Raw genomic sequence first — 21,851 nt, 5'->3', positions numbered from 1 at the left:
ACAATGAAAGCAATCCTTGTTGATGACGAACCAAATGCCCGGTCATTATTGCGGAATTTAATTAACGATCACTGCAAAGGGATTGAAATTATAGAAGAAGCGCCTGATGTTAAAACTGCAGTAAAACTATTGAATAAACATGCAATAGATATTGTATTTTTAGACATTGAAATGCCCAACGAGAATGGCTTTGCCTTGTTTGATTATTTCGAAAACCCAACTTTTGAAACGATTTTTTGTACGGCTTATTCGGAATATGCCATCAAAGCATTTGAAGTTTCCGCAGCCGATTATTTATTGAAACCCATCAGCATCAGCAAACTGCAGTTAGCCGTTGAAAAAGCAATCAAACAACAGGGACAAAATCAGATTTTACAGAAAATAAACCTTCTAAAAGAAAATATTACCGTTAACCAACTCCAGAAAATTGCACTTCCGCAAGCTGACGGACTGACATTTTTAAAAATAGAAGACATCTTGTATTTTGAAGCCGATGGCTCTTACACGCATGTGATTACCAACACCGAAAAATACCTGATCAGTAAAAAAATTAAGGAATTTGACGAATTGCTTCAGGGCGATTCCCGATTTTTCAGGGTACACCGTTCCTACCTTGTCAATATACAGATGATTTTAAAATACAATAAAAAAGAAGGCTCAACTCTTCTGTTCGAAAACGGAAAAGTAATTCCCGTGGCAAGGGAAAAAAAATCGGAGTTTGATGAATTTATCAGTCGTATAAGTGTTTAAAAACTCCCCACTACAAGGAGTTTTTACTTTACTTAGCCAAAGGCCATGAAATGTTAATGTTCTCAGCAACGAAAAGCATTACATCAACTAGATAAAACATAATGAATTCTTTTAATGTTAGTATTCCAAATTTATAATTTAAAATGAATAAATACCTGATACTGTTTCTTTTTACTGTTAATTTTATATTGGCACAGGATAATCCGAAAGAAATCATGGCTTTATTAAACAAGCATCCCAAAAAAGACACGACCCGTTGCTATTACCTAAACAAACTGATTGAAAGCGAAAACGATGAAAACATATGGGTAAACTATAATTTGGAACTTCAACAAATCACTTTGAAGAAAGGAAAATCGGAGAAAAACAAAACAATCCGGAAAACCTATATAAAATACCTCTCCATTGCTTACAACAACAATGGCGCATATGAACTGTATAAAGAAAACTATACCAAAGCCATTAACTGGTATAAAAAATCATCTGCAACTGCAAATGGAATCCAATACCATTACGGAACAGCCCTTGCACTTCAAAACATAGGCACAGCATACGATTATTCAGGAAAAATAGACAGCACCCTGGCCTACATGAAAAAAGCCTATAAGTATTCTGTTTTGTCCGGTGACAAATCCGGACTTGCCTACATAGTAACCGATCTCGGATACATTTATAACAATCTAGGAAATAATCAGTTATCCATAAAATACAACTTACAGGCTTTAAAATTATTTGAAACTTTAAACGATAAGGAAGGCTTAGAGAGAACCTATTTTGCTTTAGGGCGGATTTTTGACAATCAGAATGATTTTAAAAGCAGTATAAACTATTATAAAAAATGCTTACAAATCAATGAAGAAACTAACAATACAGAGCGGATTACCATCGCTTCCAATAGTTTAGCCAATGCCTACACTAACAGTAATCAACTGGATTTGGCCATAAAGCATAATACCAATTCGTTCAGTCTGGCAAAAAAAACCAATAACAATGATTTCATTGCATACTCCCTGAAAACATTCGGGGATATTTACTTCAACAAAAAAGAATTCACCAAAGCCAAATCCCATTACATCAAAGCGGCTGACATTTTTCAAAAAATAAATGCCAACTTACATCTGTGTAAAACATACATCAAAATCGCTACTATTCTAAATCAGCAAAATGAATTATCAAAAGCACAGGATTATGCTTTAAAAGCGTATAAACTGACGGAAAACACTAAATTCCCTTCTGATAAGAAGAATGCTGCTGAAATCCTGAGTCAGGTATATTTCAAAAGTAATGATTATAGAAAAGCGTATGATTATAAGGCCATTGCATCAGAAATTGCAGAGAAAATTTACTACGACGAAAGCAAAGAAATAGCACTAAAAGCAACATACAAATACGAAACCGGTAAAAAAGAATCGGAAATCAACCAATTAAAACAACAAAAGCAAATCAGTGAACTGCAATCACAACGGAAATCGATTTTGATTTATACTTTCATCGGCTCAATTATTGGCCTTGCATTATTATCCTACTTTTTCTTCAACCGTTTTAAAACCAAAAAACAAAATGAATTACTAAAGATACAGTTACAGGAAGCCGAAAAAACAATTGAAGCTGAAAAGAAAGCCTCTGAAAGTGAAATCAAAGCCTTAAGAAGCCAAATGAACCCACATTTTATTTTTAATGCACTCAACAGCATTCAGGAACAATTCATGTACGGTGATAAAATCAAGGCTAATGAGCAAATGAGTAATTTCACCTATCTGACCAGACAGATTTTAAATGTTTCGGGTAAGAAGCTGATAACGGTTGCATCAGAAATAGAAATCCTGACCAAATACCTTGAACTGGAAAAAATGCGGTTCCAAAGCAATTTTGAGTACACAATAAATTGCTCTGACAACGTAGATGAAGATTATTTACAAATTCCGCCCATGCTAATACAGCCTTTTGCCGAAAACAGCATCAAACACGGCCTGCTCCACAAAGAAGGACTTAAAAAAATAACGATTATTTTTGATTATAACGAGTCGGAAGAACTCATTATCTGCACTATTGAAGATAACGGAATCGGAAGGGAAAAATCGGCTGCCATCAAAACCCGGAATGAAAACAATCATCAATCATTTTCAACAGATTCCATTGCGCAACGATTGACACTATTGGATAAAACCAAAAAAATCAAAAATCTGATTGTTTATGAAGATATACGAAATACCGGAAACGAGGTAACAGGCACAAAAGTAACCCTGAAAATACCGGTAAACTAGTTTAACTGTTCCTGGAAAGCGCCCAGCAATACTTCGGCATCAACCATCTGATCCGGCGATTGTTCCATCAATCCCAAGACTCTTTTCATGGCATTCGGATTCAGTCCCATGTTAATCCCTATCTCATTGATGGCAACACGCTCATGGGCATGCAAAACCCCGTCACAATGCATCAATAAAGCCAAACGGTAAAAATGCAGGATACGGTGAAATTCATCTTTAATGACTTTGACCTCATCACGCTTTTTGAACAACTCCAGAAAAGTTTCCTTATCAATCTGTAATTCCTGCGAAACCATCAGCAAAAAATCATACTCACGGTCATGCAACACGCCGTCGATTACGGCAAAGCCGATCATTTCTGAAAGTAAACTGATTTTGTCTTCGTAGGAATTCATAAATTGATTATTTTTAACAAAACTATACTTTTTAATCAAAATTCCAAAAGGATAATGCCTGCCAGACTGATAAAACTACTTTTCTTTTTAACATTCCCAACTTTGGCAATTGGCCAGAAAAGCCTTGATTTAATAGAGGTCAGCACCATAACTCTGCATTCTCCCCAATTAAAAACAGACCGCAAAATATGGATCTGTCTTCCTAAGAATTACCGTACAACTTCAAAAAAATATCCGGTAATCTATTTACAGGATGCACAAAATTTATTCGATTCCAAAACATCATTTTCAGGTGAATGGAATGTTGACGAAACACTCGACAGTCTCAATGCAGAAGTCATAGTGGTAGGAATTGAACACGGAAACGACAAAAGAATAGATGAACTCACACCCTATCCTAATGAAAAATATGGTGGCGGTAAAGCCGATGATTATCTGGATTTTATCGTAAATACAGTAAAACCATATGCCGAAAAAAATTACAGGATCAAAACATCTCCAAAGTATACAGCCATCGGCGGAAGCTCATTAGGCGGATTATTTACCTTATATGCCTTACAGAAATACCCTGACAAGTTTCAGAAAGGATTTGTTTTTTCCCCGGCTTTCTGGATTAATCCCGAGATGTATCCGCTCATCGAAAAATCCGGGTTAAAAGCCAAAATGTATTTTCTGTGCGGAGATAAAGAAAGCGAAGACATGGTGTCTGATATGCAGAAAATGATCGCCGTCTTACCCAAAACAGTTACTGTTACGTCAGAAATAGTAAAAGATGGACAACATAATGAAAAATTATGGCGTGATGCTTTCGCAAAAGCGTATCTTTGGCTCTTTAATCAGGACAGATGAATAACAACGAAATATTTAAAAAACTAAGGGTTGCTTTGCAGCTGCGTGATGACCAGATCGTAGAAATTCTGGAATTAGTCGACTTCAGGATTTCCAAAGGGGAAATAGGTAATTTTTTCCGCCAGGAAGACCACCCTAAATTCATGGAATGCGGTGATCAGGTGTTGCGTAATTTCCTTAACGGATTAGTGATTCATTTAAGGGGAACCAAAGAAAACCCTAAAAATGCAATGGATGTGATCAATGCTAACGCGAAAGCTGTTTCTGCTGCAGGAAAAACCAAAAACGAAAACAGTCCAAGTGATAAACCTAAAACTGATTTCAAAAAGAAACCGGCATTCAAACCCAAAACAGCACCTAAAAAAGGAGAACCTAAAATTTCTGTAGTGGAAAAAGTAAAATTCAACAACGGAAAAAATAAAAAGAAGTAATTTTTGATTTGAAAAAAGTATAAAATACAAACCCCGGATATTAGTCTGGGGTTTCTTTTTTGAATTGAAAATTGCTATGATTTTGTTAAATATGCTGAAAAAAAAGTATTTGTAGTATATTTGCAGGCTATTTAATTCAGAATGAAAAAATTTGTCCTAATTCTTCTATTTACTTTTTCAAGTACCTCATATTCACAATACATACAGGTCGACGATACATTCACCGCACAACAACTCGTAAACAATTTCTTCGCCGGAAACAGTTGCGGACAGGCAACAAATGTATCCGTAAGCGGCGGCTCTTTTACCGGAGCCCAAAGTTTTGGAAGTTTCAATCAGGGAACAAGCACTTTTCCTTTCAATAACGGCATCGTTTTAAGTACCGGACGTGCCGTTTCTGCCATCGGTCCTAATACCGGAAACAGCAGCGAAACAATAGGTAGTTGGGCTGGAGATCAGGACTTAGAACAAGCTCTTGGTTTAGGAAACACCTTAAATGCCACTATTCTGGAATTTGATTTCACTCCCTATACAAACAAAATCAGTTTTGACTATATCTTTTCTTCTGAACAATATTTGAGTAATCCTTCTCCCAATCAGTGCGGATTTACAGATGGTTTTGCCTTTTTAATCAAACCCACCAACGGGAATTATCAGAATATAGCATTGGTACCGGGTACTAACATTCCTGTATCAGTCAATACCATCAGAGGATCAGGCACAGTATGCCCTGCAAGCAACGAAGCTTATTTTGACGCATTCAACGGATTTAACCATCCCACAACCTTCAATGGCCAGACTAAAATTTTAAAAGCACAGGCTGATGTTATAGCCGGTAATGCATATCATATAAAATTAGTAATCGCAGATCAGGGAAATGGATTGTATGATTCTGCCATATTCTTAGGCGGTGGTACTTTTCAAAGCGAAACAGATTTAGGACCCGATCACTTAATGGCATCAAACAATGCATATTGTGCGGGAGACACCGTGACTCTTAATGCATCGCAATTTGGAACCGGAAACACTTACAGATGGTACAAAGACAATGTCTTTACAGGCATCATAACACCAACATTCACGATAAGTGACAATACCAATCAGAATATCGTCGAATATAAAGCCGAGGTAATGATCAACGGAACCTGCCTGTCAACCGGAACCGTAAAAATACAGTTTGCTCCTTTAGCCGTTTTATCTAACCAGACATTGGTACAATGCGACAGCAATAATGACGGCTCAGCTACTTTCAACCTGACTAAACTGGACAACCTGATCCGCAACAATGATCCTAATTTAGGCGCAGTTACCTATTACGAAAGTATTGGCGGAAACCAAATCACAATCCCAACAGCTTACAACAGCATCCCTAAAACAATCTATGCCAGAGTAGCCGGTACCAATAACTGTTCAAACTATGCACAGGTAACATTAAGCATTTCAAATAACAATGCAAATTCACCTGTAACCTATCAGAAATGTGATGAAGACGGAACCAAAAACGGAATCACTTCTTTTGACCTCAACACCGAAATCACACCACTGATAACCGCAAGTCTTCCTTCCGGAATGGTGGTTGAATATTATGCAACGGCCACTAACGCCGAAAATCAATCCAATCCACTGGCAAATAATTACTCGAACACAACTCCAAACTCGCAAACAATCTTCGCCAGAATTGTAAATGGCCCTGATTGCTACGATATTGTAGATGTGGTCTTACATATCAATTTCAACAGTCCGGCAAATTTCGAAAACCAATCAGTGTATTTATGTCCTGGACAAACCATAACACTAAGTGTCGTAAATACATTTAATGCATACAACTGGTCAAATGGTGATACCGATTTTGAAACACAGGTATCGGCTGCAGGGAATTATACCGTTGAAGTGACAGACAACAACGGATGCAAAGCAACCAAAACATTCAATGTGCTTCCTTCTGCACCGGCAACTAACATAGACGCAATTGTCAACGACTTTTCTGAAAACAATTCGATTACCATAACATACACCGATAATGGCGGTGATTATGAGTTCTCTATTGACGGGGTTACTTATCAGGACAGTCCTGTTTTTAATCACCTTGAAGCTGGCGAATATACAGTTTATGTAAGGGATAAAAACGGCTGTACTCCTACTCCTTCAGCGGTAGTTTATGTATTGGATTTTCCAAAATTTTTCACGCCAAACGGGGATGGTTATAACGATACATGGAAAATTGAAAACCTGCAATTGTTACCGGTTTCCACAATCAGTATTTTTGACCGTTACGGAAAACTCATTAAACAGTTCACATCAAATACATCAGGATGGAACGGTACTTACAACGGAAAAAGCCTTCCGGCTGACGATTATTGGTTCATTTTAACATTTTCAAACGGAAAAACAGTAAAAAGTCACTTCACGCTTAAAAGATAATTAATACCTTTGGGCTGCAATTAAAAAACCCATGAAAATAAAATTACTCTTACTAAGCGTTTTGTTTAGCGTTTCGTGCTTGGCACAATTCAGTAAAACGCATTACATTCCGCCAATATCAAATGCAGCCAATATCGTTCCACAGGATCAGAGTTTATACATTTCCTGTCCGAGTGTTACACCTATCAATTTCAGAATCATCCAATTAGGAGGAACAACCATCAATGGGACGGTTTCAAGGGACAACCCATACATACTTTCCATTGCAACCTCTGGTTCAAATACACAACTCATTGTTGATGAAGGTAGTGCCAATTCGGTTTTAAACGACAAAGGATATATCGTCGAAGCTGAAGATTTAGTATACGTTACCGTAAGAACGGTAGCAACACCGGGTAGATTCCACGCCGGCGGACTCGTATCTAAAGGTTTAGCAGCTCTGGGAACCCAATTCAGAATTGGAGGATTCCTGAATCTGGGAACACCTGCCTTCACCGAAAATTATTACACATTTGCATCTGTACTGGCGACCGAAAACAATACGGTAATCACTTTTGATGATATCAAACCGGGGGTAACTTTAGTCAACAGCTTTACCGGAAATACGGCTTTCAGCGTTACTTTAAACAGTGGCGAAAGTTATATCATCGCCACTCAGGGTGGATTCAATGACGCCAACCGCGACGGTCTGATCGGTGCTTCCATCTCTTCGAACAAACCTATTGCCGTAAACTGCGGTACTTTCGCAGGAAGTAACAGTAATACAACTAATCTGGACTTGGGCTTTGACCAAATCGTTTCTGCCGAAAGAACAGGTACCGAATATATTTTTGTCAAAGGTGACGGTTTTAATGAAGTTGAAAGACCGCTTATAATCGCAAATGAAGACAATACCGAAATCTACGTCAACGGAAGCGCAACTCCAAGCGCCACAATCAACGAAGGGGAATATTTTGCTCTCGACGGTAATAGTTTTTCACCGGACAGGAACTTATATATACGAACTTCAAAAAAAGTATTCGCCTATCAGGCCATAGGTGGAATAGGTACTGACGGAAACCCTAACCTGGCTAATCAGAACATGCACTTTGTTCCGCCTTTGAGCTGTGAAACACCAAAAGTAATCAACAATATACCAAGGATTAACGAAGTGGGAAGTGACAATAATTTCGGAGGAACGGTTTGTATCGTTACCAAAACCGGAGCTACCCTTGACTTCATCATTAACGGAACAAACCATACCTTAACCAGCTTAGCTTCAATCGGTGTAACTTATACCGGACCTTCTAACGTAATCGGAAATACTGATTATGTAACGTATATCTTCTCAGGATTAACCGGAAATATTTCGGTTTTCTCAAGTGAATCGGTATACCTTTCCTATTATGGTTCATCAGGCGCTGCAACTTACGGTGGTTATTACTCAGGCTTTACTTTTGAACCGGAAATTGCATTCAATAAAATTTCGGTTACCAGCGATAATTGCTTGCCTAACGTAAACTTATCCGTAAACGATGCTACATCGTTCGACGTTTTCCAATGGTATTTCAACGAAACGGTAATTCCGGGTGCTACTACTAATTCATATGTTCCGACACAACCTGGTTTTTACCACGTGAAGGCTACCATCTCTGCGTGTAACACCAATCTGGAATCTGACCGTATCCCGGTAAGCTCATGCCCTACCAATCAGGAAGGTGATTTGGCAAATGATAACGTAGACGCTGATTTTGATAACGACGGTATCGATAACTGTACCGAATCTTTCGGAGACCAGCCAATCAATACAACGGTAGCCGCCGGAACAATAACGAATTCTCCTGTTACCTATACCGCTGTTTCAACTAACTCATTACCTGCCGCAGCAATTCCGTTTACCGGAAATGCTGATGGAAGCTTCATCACTGATATTCCGGCCGGAAAAGGATACTACGTAGATTACAAAGTAACTTTCAGCCAACCGCTTAATGTGGCCCTGGATTATCCGCAAACTGCCGCTGCAACCGATTTAATCAACGCTAATGCGGAATATGTGGTAAACTCGGACATCGATAAAACGGTTACGGTTTTAAACCCGGACAACCAATTATTAATCGACACGAACTATGATGGTATTTATGAAAGCGGGGTAACACAGTTTTCATCTTTTGAAATCCGATTCCGCCTGAACGGTAATACACCAATGGCTGCAGGAACTGCTACTTTCAGATTTAAATCGTTCCAGACGACTTCTTTCAAAATTACCCACAAAAACTTATTGGACACAGCTCCTAATAAATCAACTTTTAAATTGGTGGCTACTTGTGTTTACAAGGATTCTGATGCAGACGGAATTCCGGATCAGTTAGATACCGACAGTGACAATGACATCATTTCAGATAATATTGAAGCACAAGGAAATACACCTGCAACAGCAACAAATACCGACACGGATCTTGACGGTCTTGATAATGCATACGAACCGGGACTTGTTCCTACTGACACTGATGCTGACCTCATTCCTGATTATATTGATCTTGATGCCGATAATGACGGTATTCTGGATTCTGTTGAAGGTGCAATTGATACTGACACAGACAACATTAGCAACTACAGGGATCTTGACAGTGACAACGACCAGTGTTTTGATGCTAAAGAAGCGGGATTCGCTGATCCTGATAACGATGGTATCCTCGGAACTTCTCCTGCTGTTACAAACACAAACGGACTGGTAACAAGCGCTGTTGGATACACAACTCCTCATCCTGATTACATTACATCGGCTCCTGTTACGGTTACTACGCATCCGGTAAACAAAGCGCAGTGTTTATTCGAAAGTACCACTTTTGAGGTGACTTCAAATGCCGACTTCTTCCAATGGCAGGTTTCTGTCGATGGTGGTATCAACTGGACTAATCTTGCTAATGATGCAACTTATTCGAATGTAACAACCAACCAGTTAACGGTTACTAACATTCAAAACAGTATGAACGGTTATATGTACCGCTCTCAATTAAACAGAACCGGAAACAGATGTGACTTCTTCTCTAACAGTGCACAATTGACCGTATACCCGAAACCGGTTTTAAACTCAGGCGTGAGAATCGTTCAGTGTGATGACAACACTGATGGTATCACAACTTTCAACCTGCGCCAGAAAGAGAATGATCTTTCGGCTAACGCAGCTACCGAAACTTTCACGTATTTCACCACGCAAACGGGAGCACAAACTAACGATGCTTCGGTACAAATCACAAACCCATTGGCTTTTGCCAATACTACTCCGTATTCTCAAATAATCTGGGCTAGGGCAACAAATGCCAATAATTGTTTTGAAATAGTTAGCATGCAGTTGGTCTCTTCAACTACAAATGCTATCCTGAGTGCCGCAACTATCGCTCCGTTACACGTATGTGACGATTATATCGATGCCGCGAACGACGATTACGATGGTATTGCTACTTTCGACTTAACAAGTGTACAGACTTACATTGACGGATTGATTTCGGCAACTGGCTATACTTACAAGTTCTATAAAAACTATACTGATTTCCTTCAGGAAGTAGATGCAGCGGGCAATTCACTGGCTATTACAAACATCACAAATTACCGTAACATCGGCTATCCTAACACCCAAACCATTTGGGTGCGACTTGAAGATGCCAGCACAAATGACTGTGTGGGAAGTACTAACTTCCAGTTGGTAGTTGATCCGAAACCGACAATCGATACGAATGCTGACGGAGCTGATGACGTACACATTTGTACAAATGAACCAAACATTTACCAAACACTAACTTCCGGTTTAGCAAGTAGCGCTAATCCTGCAAATTACACCTATAAATGGTACAGGGACACAATCTTATTGCCAGGTGAAACCGCTTCTACCCTGACAACAAACCAAAGTGGGGTATACAAAGTGGAAGTATATAACGCAACGGGATGTTTCAAGGAAAGAACAATAACGGTCAGACAATCTAATTCGGCTACTTTGGCAGGTGATCCTGTTGTTAAAGATTTAACCGAAAACAATACCATTACGGTAACAGTAACTGGATTGGGTAATTATGTATTCGCATTGGATGATCTGTTTGCCGAAAGACAAACGACCGGATTCTTCGAAAACGTACGCCCGGGACTACACACGGTTTATGTAATCGACCTGAATGGATGTCCGGTATTGGAAGTACAGGTTTCGGTAACAGGTTTCCCGCAATTCTTCACGCCTAACGGTGACGGATACCACGAATACTGGAACATCATCGGAGCAAACAGCAGATTCAATCCAAATGCCCGTATCCAGATTTTCAACCGCTACGGTAAACTCTTAAAAGAATTTACGGCTTTATCACCGGGTTGGGACGGTACCTATTTAGGAAATCCGCTACCGGCCGACGATTACTGGTACAAATCAACACTGGAAGACGGCCGCGAAGTAAGAGGCCACTTCACTTTAAAACGATAATCACAAACTCCCTGCTATCAGGGAGTTTTTTTATGTTTTTTCTTATATTTGGTTAGACCGAAAAGTCATACTGTTTCATTAACTCAATAAAACCAATTATGAAAACTGATCTGTACACAAAAACCGTCCTGACTATTATTGCCGTATGTTTAACTGTACTAACACTACAAAGCATTGACATCGTCCCGAAATCATACGCATCAGGCAATGAAAAAACAGCAATTACAACTGCTCCCAAAAATTACGGACTGGTTCCGGTTAACGAAGACGGCTCTATAGATGTTACCATAACCCGCATCTCAACCACTGATGAACTGGATGTTAACATAGACGAAATCGGAGGTGGATTTCTATCACACGGCGGTCCGGTTCCGGTAACGATCAAGCAGCAATAAAAAAGACTGCATCACAAAATATAAAACAATCTTGTCATGGCTAAATCCTATTCAAAAGAATTATCTCCTGAAGCGCGTGAAGAATGCTACAGCCTACTGAAAACACGCTTCGAAAACAACATGAACCGCCACAAAGGAATGCAATGGGAAGCAATCCAAACAAAATTGGAAGCCAACCCAAATAAGCTATGGTCGCTCAACGAAATGGAAAAAACCGGAGGGGAACCGGATGTCATTGGTCACGATACTAAATCAGACGAATACCTCTTTTTCGATTGTTCACCCGAAACGCCAAAAGGACGCAGAAGCATCTGTTATGACCGGGAAGCACTCGACGCCAGAAAAGAATTCAAACCGTCAAACAACGCTCTCGATATGGCAACTGAAATGGGTATCGACATCTTAACCGAAGAACAATACCGGGAATTGCAGTCACTTGGAAAATTTGACACCAAAAGCTCCAGCTGGATCAAAACACCTGAAGGGATCAGAAAATTAGGCGGCGCCCTGTACTCCGAATTCCGCTACGGAACAATTTTCCTCTACCACAACGGAGCCCAGTCTTATTATGCCGTAAGGGGATTCCGAGGTGCACTGAGGGTTTAATTTATTAAAAAAACAAATGGCATTTACTGGAACAATTCTGAAAACAATACCGATGAATTAAATTTGAACATTGATAAAATCAACGAAGATTATACATCACTCGTTGCACCTATTTCGTTAAGTCTTAAATAAAAACATAATCTCAAGATCTTTAAATAACAATAAAGTAACTGTTCTTTCCATGAAACCCACAACCGCATTTCTTTTCCTGATTTCAACCCTGTTATTCATCAGCTGCAAGAAAGAAATCCCTGCCGATAATACTATAAAGTCAAAAGAAAACAAAACAGCCCTAAAACAAAAAACCGATACAGCCGCTGAAAAGAAATCCAAAGAAGAGGAAGAAACAATGGATTGGATAGCTGAAGAACTGAAAAAAATACCCAAGAATATCAAACCAATTTTCGGTTATCGCTTTGTCATAGACGGTGACTTTAACGGCGACGGAAAAAAGGAAAAGCTGATCGAGCATTTTTACAGTCTCAAAGAGAAAAAAGAAACCAATAAATTTTATGACAATCTGGGTGATATGGGCCAATTAATAGCACTTACCATCAATAAAGACCCTATGTCTTTTTTAATTTCCAACAACACCAAAATTGACACCATGATGGTATCAGGCCACGGACAGCAAATCGGTCTCTCCTACTTAAAAAACGAAGGGGATCTCAATGGCGACGGTACCGACGAAATATCCTATGTAATCAATTATGCCGACTACTCCAACTTGAACAGCTGGCATATCGCAACGTACAAAAACAATCAATGGACCGAAATCTACAGTTTCGACATATGGGACTGGCAACTGCCCGACTTACCTGAAGCCTGCAACCAATACGGCCTTTTCGGAACCGAAGACAAAATTATTGTGACTGAAAATGATTCGCTCAATCAGGCACTTGAAAAGCAATTAAAGGAATTCAAAGGATTAGTCCGTAAAGTCAAAAAGAAACGGATTGAAATCACTTACAGAACGGAAGAAGCCGATGAAAGAAAGAAAATAGTAAAACTGAAATAATTAAAATAAAATTCCATCAATCCCAAAAATCATGATGATCGACTCTCTCCGACTGCAAATCATTCCGCTTAGCCATGACCAAATGGAAAAATACATTATTCCCGATGCCTTGGAAAAAGAAATGGGACTATTGCAGAACAATCGTGTTATGACCGAACGGATCAAAACCAAAATCATCAACAACGTATTACCCAATATCAAAACCGAAAGTACCACTAACCTCTTCTATACTTTTTGGGTCATCATTTTAAAAGCGGAAAATGCCATCGCAGCCGAAATCTGCCTCAAAGGAACACCCAATGAGAAAGGCGAAGTGGAAATAGGCTATGAAACCTTTGAAGATTTCAGGGGAAAAGGCATCATGCCGGAAGCGGTTGGTGAATTGGCCAAATGGTGCTTCACAAATCAAACCGTAAAAGCAATTATCGCCGAAACTGATGATGATAACATCGCCTCCCAACGCACACTGAAAAAAAACAACTTCAAAATCACCAAAACCGAACCGGGAAATATTGTCTGGAGATTGGAGAAATTAAAACACAAAACGGCACCCGTTAGTCACAGAAATTGATATCTTCGGATTTTTAAATAAAGAACAATGAAATTCATACCAATACTGACTGCCATACTTTTATCATTCGGTTGTTTCGGACAGGAAGCACTAATCAAAAACATCAATACCTTTGAACAGGCTAATGATTTTGCTACCGAAAACCCTGAATTAGAAGCATTGGTCTGGTCAATCATACCGGAAATTGACCCGTCAAACGAATCCGGATTTTTCAACGGAAAGAAAACCGGGGATGTTTTCAATGACGGAACACTGGTGTATAAAGTAATCAGTTCTAAAAAAATTACCGCACACCGGGTAAGCTATATTTACCTTGACGGAAACAAACTGTCAATGGAAGCCATAAACAAATCCAGAAAAACCATATTGGAAAAATACAAATCAGGAACTCCTTTTTCTGATTTGGCCAAAGAATACACAATGGACAGTAACCAAACCGGCGATTTAAACTGGTTCACAGACGGAATGATGGTACCTGAATTTGAAAAAGCTGTAAAAAAGCATAAACTGAACGACATTTTCACCATAGACATACCGGAAAATAAATGGTACTACGTCACACTGAAAACTTTTAATGACAAACAATTCGAAGAATTAATCTTATTGTCGCTCAAAAAACAACAATAATCCCCTAATGTTGCAATTGGTGGATGAGTTGATACACTGAGCCTGTCGAAGTGCTCTCGAAGCCCAATCTTTCAATCCTTCAATCTTTTAATCCCAAAAAAATGTCCGGCGAAAAAAACTTAGCTATTTTACTTAAAACCATGAAACCGCATCTTAATGAAGGGGAATATGTATTTTGCAGTGTCCCAAATGATGCTTCAGTAAGTTTTAAAGACATACTCTTCCATTTCAGGGAAGAAGAAGGCATAACACTGGTATTAAAAAAGCAAATAGCTGACGAATTAAGGCTTGATTATTCTTATGTGGCTTCATGGATTACCCTGACGGTTCATTCTTCCTTAGAAGCCGTAGGATTAACTGCTGCCTTCTCTACCGCACTCGGAAAAGAAAACATCAGCTGCAACGTAGTGGCTGCTTATTACCACGACCATATTTTTGTCGATAAAAAAGATGCAGAAAAAGCAATGACAGTACTCAACCGCTTTTCTGAAGATTAGCCAGATAAAACTTTCGCCAAAGCCATACCAAAGCCATACCAAAGCCATACCAAAGCCATACCAAAGCCATACCAAAGCCATACCAAAGCCATACCAAAGCCACACCAAAGTAGTATCAAAGTAATGGTTGACCCATACTTGACCCATACTTGACTCATACTAAAGCCATATCAAAGTAGTATCAAAGTAATGGTTGACCCGTACTTGACCCGTACTTGACCCGTATCAAAGTGCTATATAAGTAGTATATAACTACAGTATGGTTGCTGTTCCAATACAATGTAAACAATAACTCAGCAACAATAACCCATAAAAAAATCCGGCATAAGCCGGATTCATCTGTATGTATGTCTTACTTACGCAATTTTATTACGCTTTCTGTCATTTTCGTTCAAATAGATTTTACGTAAACGAAGTGACTTAGGCGTTACTTCAACGTACTCATCTTTCTGGATGTACTCTAATGCTTCCTCTAAAGTAAATTTGATAGCAGGAACAATTCTTGTCTTATCATCAGCACCCGCAGAACGGAAGTTGGTTAACTGTTTCGTTTTAGTGATGTTCACCACCATATCGTCTCCTCTTGAGTTCTCCCCGATTACCTGACCTTCATACACATCCTCATTCGGATCAACGAAGAACTTACCACGATCCTGTAATTTGTTAATAGAGTAAGGAATTGCTTTACCGTTCTCCATTGAAATCAATGATCCGTTGATACGTCCTGCGATTTCTCCTTTGTACGGTTGGTACTCAAGGAAACGGTGTGCCATGATAGCCTCACCTGCAGTAGCAGTTAATAATTGGTTACGTAAACCGATGATACCGCGTGAAGGGATGATGAACTTAATGATCATACGCTCTCCTCTTGGCTCCATGCTTAACATTTCACCTTTACGCATCGTTACGAATTCAACCGCTTTACCTGAAACATTCTCCGGTAAGTCGATAGTCAATTCTTCGATTGGCTCACATTTAGCACCGTCAATTTCTTTGATGATTACCTGTGGCTGCCCGATTTGTAACTCATATCCTTCACGGCGCATTGTTTCAATCAATACCGACAAGTGTAATACACCACGTCCGAATACCATGAATTTATCTGCAGAATCAGTTTCATTAACGCGTAACGCTAAGTTTTTCTCTAATTCTTTAGTCAATCTGTCTTTTACGTGTCTTGAAGTAACAAATTTACCTTCTTTACCAAAGAATGGTGAATCGTTAATCGTGAACAACATACTCATTGTAGGCTCATCGATGGCAATGGTTGCCAATGCTTCCGGGTTTTCGAAATCAGCAACAGTATCACCAATTTCAAATCCTTCCAATCCTACAATAGCACAAATATCTCCTGCAACTACTTCATCAACTTTCTTACGGCCTAAACCTTCAAAAGTATGTAGTTCCTTAATTTTAGATTTTACAACCGCACCGTCACGTTTTACCAAAGAAACATTCATCCCTTCTTTCAAAACACCTCTTTGCAAACGACCGATAGCAATACGTCCTGTAAACGAAGAGAAGTCTAATGAAGTGATCAGCATTTGTGGTGTACCTTCCGATACTTTAGGAGCCGGCACATTGTTCAATACCATATCCAATAAAGGCTCGATGTTTTCAGTTTGGTTTTTCCAATCATCACTCATCCAGTTGTTCTTAGCCGAACCGTAAACAGTAGGGAAATCCAACTGCTCCTCAGTAGCGCCTAATTCAAACATCAAATCGAATACTTTTTCATGCACTTCTTCCGGTGTACAGTTTTCTTTATCAACTTTGTTGATTACCACACATGGTTTCAAACCTAAGTCAATCGCTTTCTGTAATACGAAACGCGTTTGTGGCATTGGTCCTTCAAAAGCATCCACTAACAAACAAACACCGTCAGCCATGTTCAATACACGCTCTACTTCCCCACCGAAATCGGCGTGGCCCGGAGTATCGATAATGTTGATTTTTGTTCCTTTATACGTAACCGAAACGTTCTTAGAAGTAATTGTAATTCCGCGCTCGCGTTCAAGGTCATTGTTATCCAAAATTAAATCACCTGTGTTCTCGTTCTCACGGAACAACTGACAGTGATACATGATTTTATCAACCAACGTAGTCTTACCGTGGTCAACGTGCGCAATAATCGCAATATTTCTAATTGATTCCATGTGATTTTTTTTGTGGTGCAAAAGTACGATTATTTTTTACATAAAAAACAATTTTAATTTCAAGGCTAAATACTTAACAATTAAGACATAATAAATAAACAGTATCTGCTGTCCTTTCCGATAAAAAACCCGCCGCTTCTTAAATATATTTTTTTACATTTATAAAAATTTAGAAGAATTAACTGACATGCAAGCAACTAACATAGACGAAGTCATAGAAATCTTAAACACCATTGTGGAAGAATGCAAAGCCAATAACAATCCGTTAGGTTATTTTGCAGTTTTATACCGAAAGGTAACCATCCGCGTAAAGGAAGGCATACTCAACAACCGTTTTGAAGACAATGCCCGCATGGAAAAACTTGATGTACGTTTTGCTAACCGGTACTTTAAAGCCTATTTTGACGATAAAAACAACACACCTATCTCAAAAAGCTGGAAGATATCATTCAAAGCCATTACCAAAAAACACCTGGTATTACAGCACTTATTAACCGGAATCAACGCACATATCAATCTGGATTTAAGCATCGCTACAGTCGACACAGTCGAAAACAATCCGCTCGATACCATTAAATCCGACTTTAACCACATCAACAGCCTCCTTTCTGAACTCACTGATGATGTCAAACAAAACATGGGCAGTGTTTCCCCAATATTCAAACTACTGATGCCTTTAGCTAAGCAATGGGATGATAAACTAATCGAATTCAGCATTCAGACAGCCCGTGACGGCGCATGGTTATTTGCCAATGATTTAAATTCAAATCCGGATAAAAGGGAAATATTAATAAAGGAAAGGGATGCAAAAATAGAAACGCTTGGCTTTAAACTTCTAAATCCCGTACGTACTCTCCAATGGGTACTTAATATGATATTATTCTTTGAAGGTGGCTCCGTAAAAGACAAGATTGAAACCCTTGAAGGTAAACTACAAACAGAACCAGCGTGGGTATAAAACAAAAAAGCCCTGCAAATGCAAGGCTTTTGAGTAAATTTTGAACACTAATTGAATTATAAAGCAGCTACGTGTCTAGTTAATTTAGACTTCAAGTTAGAAGCTTTATTATCGTGTATAATATTTTTCTTTGCTAATTTGTCAATCATTGAGATAACGCTTGATAATTTTGCAGCAGCTTCAGCTTTGTCAGTAGCTACACGGATTGCTTTGATAGCGTTACGCGTAGTTTTGTGCTGATATCTGTTTAACACTCTTTTCTTTTCGTTACTTCTGATTCTTTTTAGAGCTGACTTATGATTTGCCATTTTCTTTAATTTTAATTGTAATAATTATTATAAACTACTAGTTAAAAAAGAAAAACCTCCCACAACTGCATATACAATCACTTTGGTTTTAACTAATAAAACAAAGACTCGAGACACAAGCCTTTATTTTATAAAACTAATTTACAACTAATTTTGTAGCCCGTAAGGGAATCGAACCCTTCTTACCAGGATGAAAACCTGGCGTCCTAACCGATAGACGAACGGGCCATCACATTATTAATTTCAATATTTCAAAATTGTAGCCCGTAAGGGAATCGAACCCTTCTTACCAGGATGAAAACCTGGCGTCCTAACCGATAGACGAACGGGCCATTTACTTACTCTGATTCTCATTAAGAGCGCTCATTTCTGTAATGCGAGTGCAAAGATATACACATTTTTTATTTCTGCAATAGCTCCCGCAACTTTTTTTGAAATTTTTTTCTTATTTTTTAGTAAGCCTTTGCAAATAAGACTCTTCCGTTTGAAGGTTTTCCGGTCAAAATACAAACACCTGACTCCTCTTTTCTGTCCAAAGGCACACAACGAATCGTTGCTTTAGTCAAATCTTTAATCTTTTCCTCGGTTTCAGCCGTTCCGTCCCAATGCGCAGACACAAATCCACCCTTACCTTCTAACACTTCTTTAAACTCATCAAATGAATTTACTTCAGTAATATGGGAATTTCTGTAATCAAATGCTTTTGTATATAAACTCTTCTGAATCTCTTCCAATAAATCATTTATATAAGCAGCAACATCAGCTGCTGAAATCACTTCTTTAGACAAAGTATCACGACGGGCCACTTCAAATGTTCCGTTTTCCAAATCTTTCGGACCAATTGCAATGCGCACCGGCACTCCTTTTAACTCCCATTCAGCAAATTTAAAACCTGGTTTTTGGGTCGTTCTGTTATCAAACTTGACCGAAATACCCAGCTTCCTGAATTTAGCCTGTAAATCTTTTGCAACTTCAGAAATCTTATCCAATTCTTCATCCGATTTAAAAATAGGCACAATTACCACTTGGATAGGCGCTAAATTTGGCGGCAATACCAAACCGTTATCATCAGAATGCGTCATTACCAATGCTCCCATCAAACGGGTTGAAACTCCCCACGAAGTTCCCCAAACATGCTCTTGCTTACCTTCCTGATTCGCAAACTTAACATCAAAAGCTTTTGCAAAGTTCTGCCCTAAGAAATGTGACGTTCCCGCCTGCAACGCTTTTCCGTCCTGCATCAATGCTTCAATACAATACGTTTCATCTGCTCCGGCAAAACGCTCAGTTTCCGTTTTCACTCCTTTCACCACCGGAATCGCCATGAAGTTTTCAACAAAATCAGCATACACATTCATCATTTGCACTGTTTCATCCAGCGCCTCCTGTCTGGTTGCGTGCGCCGTGTGGCCTTCCTGCCATAAAAACTCGGCAGTACGTAAAAACAAACGTGTACGCATTTCCCAACGCACCACATTCGCCCATTGATTAATTAACAATGGTAAATCTCTATACGACTGCACCCAGTTCTTGTAAGTACTCCAAATAATAGCTTCACTGGTTGGACGAACAATCAACTCCTCTTCCAGCTTCGCATTCGGATCCACCATCAGTTTTCCAGGTTTTGATTCATCGTTTTTCAAACGGTAGTGTGTCACAATGGCACATTCTTTTGCAAATCCCTCAGCATTTTTCTCTTCCGCTTCAAACATGCTTTTTGGCACAAATAATGGAAAATACGCATTACTGTGTCCCGTTTCTTTAAACATTCTATCCAATTCGGCCTGCATTTTTTCCCAGATAGCATACCCGTAGGGCTTGATAACCATACATCCTCTTACACCGGAATTCTCGGCTAAATCAGCCTTGACAACCAGTTCGTTATACCATTTTGAGTAATCTTCTGCACGCTTCGTTAAGTTCTTGCTCATATTGAATAGTTTGGCACAAAAATTGTGAAATGTTAAATATTATTATAATTCGACAAAACTAACTATTTTTGAGTTGTCCAACAATAAATTTTATAAGATATGAAAACAAAATTCTTTTCTACAAAAGGCGCGATTGTTAAATCCTTTGTTGGATTATTGGGTTTAACCGCGATTTCCTGTGGTTCATACAAAAATGTATCATACTACGAAAACGACGGCATCTATGGCAGCGACCAAAGAGAACCTGTTACCCAAACCACAAGCAATACCCAATCTGATGATTCGAATAAAAAATACAAAGAGTATTTTGCCGCAAATGCCGACAATTACAGCACTAACGATTCGGATACATTTACCGATGTAGAAAATTATTCAACCAGTAACGACACTACAGAAGTTAAAAACCAGAAAAGTTATGCAGGATGGGGCGACAACACTGAAAATGTCACCATCAATGTATACGAAAGCAACTGGGGCTGGGGAGGCTACTGGGGATGGAACAACTATTGGGGATACAGACCCTGGAGAAGCCACTGGGGATGGAATTCATACTGGTGCGACCCTTACTGGGGCGGATATGCTTATTACGGACCATCGTACTGGGGAGGCTGGTATAGCCCTTACTACTATGGCGGAGGCTACTACGGAGGATATTATGGTGGCTGGTACGGACACGGTTACTACGACAGATATTATGGATATAACGGAGGAAGAAGAAGTGTAGCTTATTCAGACCGCTCAAGTGACAGACACTACGGAACAAGAAGTTACGACTCAAGAAGAAGATCTTCCACTTACAACAATGATTTTGGAAACTCTTCTAATCCAAGAACTTACACAAGCACACCGAGAAGAAGAAATTTCAACAATGAATCCAACAGCACATATACAGGCGTTCCGAGAACAACCGTAAACCCTCCTAAAAACTCAGATTCACCAAGAAGTCCAAGATCACAAAGCACTTATACAGGTGTTCCGAGATCTGAGGTAAATCCACCTAAAAATTCAGATTCACCAAGAAGCTCTTCACCAAGAACTTATGACTCTCCCAGGAGTTCATCTCCAAGAACTTATGATTCCCCAAGAAGCTATGAATCTCCACGTTCATCAGGAGGCGGCAATTATGGCGGAGGCGGAAGAAGCGGCGGAAGAAGATAATAATTAAATAACAAAACCTATACTCATACACATTAATTACGTATTTGTATAGGTTTTTTAACGAAATAC

At 39.1% G+C, this 21,851-nt stretch carries 19 protein-coding genes and 2 tRNA genes; 14 read left to right on the top strand and 7 right to left on the bottom strand.

The window, feature by feature from the left end; genetic code table 11:
* The first annotated feature begins 3 nt into the window (after positions 1-3).
* Complete coding sequence (locus NAT51_RS12640; RefSeq protein ID WP_250598473.1) at positions 4-750, top strand: LytR/AlgR family response regulator transcription factor; 747 nt, start codon at positions 4-6, stop codon at positions 748-750.
* Between the two features lie 143 nt (positions 751-893).
* Positions 894-3,014 (top strand): tetratricopeptide repeat protein, encoded by a 2,121-nt coding sequence (locus tag NAT51_RS12635; RefSeq protein ID WP_250598472.1) that lies wholly within the window; start codon positions 894-896, stop codon positions 3,012-3,014.
* Here NAT51_RS12635 and NAT51_RS12630 read toward each other — a convergent pair.
* The gene (locus NAT51_RS12630; protein ID WP_250598458.1) at positions 3,011-3,412 is read right to left on the bottom strand and encodes an excinuclease ABC subunit B; all 402 of its coding nucleotides are present in this window, start codon (positions 3,410-3,412) and stop codon (positions 3,011-3,013) included. The genes NAT51_RS12635 and NAT51_RS12630 overlap by 4 nt on opposite strands.
* 54 nt (positions 3,413-3,466) lie before the next feature.
* On the opposite strand from NAT51_RS12630, the gene NAT51_RS12625 reads away from it, so the two are divergent.
* The 10 genes from NAT51_RS12625 (at position 3,467) to NAT51_RS12580 (ending at position 15,271) form a co-directional block, all read left to right on the top strand.
* Positions 3,467-4,261: an alpha/beta hydrolase gene (locus tag NAT51_RS12625; RefSeq protein ID WP_250598456.1), complete on the top strand. Its 795-nt coding sequence runs from the start codon at positions 3,467-3,469 to the stop codon at positions 4,259-4,261.
* A complete protein-coding gene (locus tag NAT51_RS12620; RefSeq protein WP_250598454.1) occupies positions 4,258-4,692 on the top strand; it encodes a DUF1456 family protein in 435 nt (144 codons plus the stop codon). Before NAT51_RS12625 ends, NAT51_RS12620 begins: the two co-directional genes overlap by 4 nt.
* A gap of 141 nt (positions 4,693-4,833) precedes the next feature.
* A complete protein-coding gene (locus NAT51_RS12615; RefSeq protein ID WP_250598452.1) occupies positions 4,834-7,113 on the top strand; it encodes a choice-of-anchor L domain-containing protein in 2,280 nt (759 codons plus the stop codon).
* Positions 7,114-7,144: 31 nt separating this feature from the next.
* Positions 7,145-11,557, top strand: a complete 4,413-nt coding sequence (locus NAT51_RS12610) for a T9SS type B sorting domain-containing protein (RefSeq protein ID WP_250598450.1) — start codon at positions 7,145-7,147, stop codon at positions 11,555-11,557.
* Positions 11,558-11,655: 98 nt separating this feature from the next.
* Positions 11,656-11,952: a hypothetical protein gene (locus NAT51_RS12605; RefSeq protein ID WP_250598448.1), complete on the top strand. Its 297-nt coding sequence runs from the start codon at positions 11,656-11,658 to the stop codon at positions 11,950-11,952.
* 36 nt (positions 11,953-11,988) lie between these two features.
* Positions 11,989-12,558, top strand: coding sequence for a DUF4256 domain-containing protein (locus tag NAT51_RS12600; protein WP_250598445.1), 570 nt, complete (start codon positions 11,989-11,991; stop codon positions 12,556-12,558).
* A 181-nt stretch (positions 12,559-12,739) separates the two neighbouring features.
* Positions 12,740-13,576 carry a hypothetical protein gene (locus tag NAT51_RS12595; RefSeq protein WP_250598443.1) on the top strand — a complete coding sequence of 279 codons (837 nt, stop codon included), beginning with the start codon at positions 12,740-12,742 and terminating at the stop codon, positions 13,574-13,576.
* A gap of 31 nt (positions 13,577-13,607) precedes the next feature.
* Positions 13,608-14,147, top strand: a complete 540-nt coding sequence (locus tag NAT51_RS12590; protein WP_250598441.1) for a GNAT family N-acetyltransferase — start codon at positions 13,608-13,610, stop codon at positions 14,145-14,147.
* Positions 14,148-14,174: 27 nt separating this feature from the next.
* A complete protein-coding gene (locus NAT51_RS12585; protein WP_250598439.1) occupies positions 14,175-14,774 on the top strand; it encodes a peptidylprolyl isomerase in 600 nt (199 codons plus the stop codon).
* Positions 14,775-14,875: 101 nt separating this feature from the next.
* Positions 14,876-15,271: an ACT domain-containing protein gene (locus NAT51_RS12580; RefSeq protein ID WP_250598437.1), complete on the top strand. Its 396-nt coding sequence runs from the start codon at positions 14,876-14,878 to the stop codon at positions 15,269-15,271.
* On the opposite strand, the gene NAT51_RS12575 is transcribed toward NAT51_RS12580, so the two are convergent.
* Both NAT51_RS12575 and typA read right to left on the bottom strand, forming a co-directional pair.
* Complete coding sequence (locus NAT51_RS12575) at positions 15,268-15,429, bottom strand: hypothetical protein (protein ID WP_250599245.1); 162 nt, start codon at positions 15,427-15,429, stop codon at positions 15,268-15,270. The two genes, NAT51_RS12580 and NAT51_RS12575, sit on opposite strands and share 4 nt — an antisense overlap.
* Positions 15,430-15,627: 198 nt before the next feature.
* Entirely contained in the window at positions 15,628-17,427 is a 1,800-nt protein-coding gene (typA, locus tag NAT51_RS12570; protein WP_250598433.1) for a translational GTPase TypA, read from the bottom strand.
* Between the two features lie 187 nt (positions 17,428-17,614).
* On the opposite strand from typA, the gene NAT51_RS12565 reads away from it, so the two are divergent.
* Positions 17,615-18,385, top strand: coding sequence for a DUF5995 family protein (locus tag NAT51_RS12565; RefSeq protein WP_250598431.1), 771 nt, complete (start codon positions 17,615-17,617; stop codon positions 18,383-18,385).
* Between the two features lie 56 nt (positions 18,386-18,441).
* On the opposite strand, the gene rpsT is transcribed toward NAT51_RS12565, so the two are convergent.
* The 4 genes from rpsT to proS form a co-directional block, all read right to left on the bottom strand.
* Positions 18,442-18,693, bottom strand: coding sequence for a 30S ribosomal protein S20 (gene rpsT, locus NAT51_RS12560; protein WP_250598429.1), 252 nt, complete (start codon positions 18,691-18,693; stop codon positions 18,442-18,444).
* 156 nt (positions 18,694-18,849) lie between these two features.
* Positions 18,850-18,921, bottom strand: a tRNA-Glu gene (locus NAT51_RS12555).
* 32 nt (positions 18,922-18,953) lie between these two features.
* Positions 18,954-19,025, bottom strand: a tRNA-Glu gene (locus NAT51_RS12550).
* A 120-nt stretch (positions 19,026-19,145) separates the two neighbouring features.
* On the bottom strand, positions 19,146-20,624 hold the full coding sequence (proS, locus tag NAT51_RS12545; RefSeq protein WP_250598427.1) for a proline--tRNA ligase: 1,479 nt from the start codon (positions 20,622-20,624) through the stop codon (positions 19,146-19,148).
* A gap of 99 nt (positions 20,625-20,723) precedes the next feature.
* On the opposite strand from proS, the gene NAT51_RS12540 reads away from it, so the two are divergent.
* Positions 20,724-21,782 (top strand): hypothetical protein, encoded by a 1,059-nt coding sequence (locus tag NAT51_RS12540; RefSeq protein ID WP_250598425.1) that lies wholly within the window; start codon positions 20,724-20,726, stop codon positions 21,780-21,782.
* The last annotated feature ends 69 nt before the right edge of the window (positions 21,783-21,851 follow it).

Source organism: Flavobacterium amniphilum (assembly GCF_023634845.1).
GTDB lineage: Bacteria > Bacteroidota > Bacteroidia > Flavobacteriales > Flavobacteriaceae > Flavobacterium > Flavobacterium amniphilum.
This window is presented reverse-complemented; position numbering and strand designations above follow the sequence as displayed.

What these genes read in the sequence shown, in the direction of transcription:
- NAT51_RS12605 (WP_250598448.1), top strand. Translation starts at nt 11,656, where the DNA reads ATGAAAACTGATCTGTACACAAAAACCGTCCTGACTATTATTGCCGTA.
- NAT51_RS12630 (WP_250598458.1), bottom strand. Translation starts at nt 3,412, where the DNA reads ATGAATTCCTACGAAGACAAAATCAGTTTACTTTCAGAAATGATCGGC.
- NAT51_RS12565 (WP_250598431.1), top strand. Translation starts at nt 17,615, where the DNA reads ATGCAAGCAACTAACATAGACGAAGTCATAGAAATCTTAAACACCATT.
- NAT51_RS12575 (WP_250599245.1), bottom strand. Translation starts at nt 15,429, where the DNA reads ATGAGTCAAGTATGGGTCAAGTATGGGTCAACCATTACTTTGATACTA.
- NAT51_RS12595 (WP_250598443.1), top strand. Translation starts at nt 12,740, where the DNA reads ATGAAACCCACAACCGCATTTCTTTTCCTGATTTCAACCCTGTTATTC.
- NAT51_RS12600 (WP_250598445.1), top strand. Translation starts at nt 11,989, where the DNA reads ATGGCTAAATCCTATTCAAAAGAATTATCTCCTGAAGCGCGTGAAGAA.
- NAT51_RS12620 (WP_250598454.1), top strand. Translation starts at nt 4,258, where the DNA reads ATGAATAACAACGAAATATTTAAAAAACTAAGGGTTGCTTTGCAGCTG.
- NAT51_RS12540 (WP_250598425.1), top strand. Translation starts at nt 20,724, where the DNA reads ATGAAAACAAAATTCTTTTCTACAAAAGGCGCGATTGTTAAATCCTTT.
- NAT51_RS12635 (WP_250598472.1), top strand. Translation starts at nt 894, where the DNA reads ATGAATAAATACCTGATACTGTTTCTTTTTACTGTTAATTTTATATTG.
- NAT51_RS12590 (WP_250598441.1), top strand. Translation starts at nt 13,608, where the DNA reads ATGATGATCGACTCTCTCCGACTGCAAATCATTCCGCTTAGCCATGAC.
- proS (WP_250598427.1), bottom strand. Translation starts at nt 20,624, where the DNA reads ATGAGCAAGAACTTAACGAAGCGTGCAGAAGATTACTCAAAATGGTAT.
- NAT51_RS12585 (WP_250598439.1), top strand. Translation starts at nt 14,175, where the DNA reads ATGAAATTCATACCAATACTGACTGCCATACTTTTATCATTCGGTTGT.
- NAT51_RS12625 (WP_250598456.1), top strand. Translation starts at nt 3,467, where the DNA reads ATGCCTGCCAGACTGATAAAACTACTTTTCTTTTTAACATTCCCAACT.
- typA (WP_250598433.1), bottom strand. Translation starts at nt 17,427, where the DNA reads ATGGAATCAATTAGAAATATTGCGATTATTGCGCACGTTGACCACGGT.
- NAT51_RS12580 (WP_250598437.1), top strand. Translation starts at nt 14,876, where the DNA reads ATGTCCGGCGAAAAAAACTTAGCTATTTTACTTAAAACCATGAAACCG.
- rpsT (WP_250598429.1), bottom strand. Translation starts at nt 18,693, where the DNA reads ATGGCAAATCATAAGTCAGCTCTAAAAAGAATCAGAAGTAACGAAAAG.
- NAT51_RS12615 (WP_250598452.1), top strand. Translation starts at nt 4,834, where the DNA reads ATGAAAAAATTTGTCCTAATTCTTCTATTTACTTTTTCAAGTACCTCA.
- NAT51_RS12640 (WP_250598473.1), top strand. Translation starts at nt 4, where the DNA reads ATGAAAGCAATCCTTGTTGATGACGAACCAAATGCCCGGTCATTATTG.
- NAT51_RS12610 (WP_250598450.1), top strand. Translation starts at nt 7,145, where the DNA reads ATGAAAATAAAATTACTCTTACTAAGCGTTTTGTTTAGCGTTTCGTGC.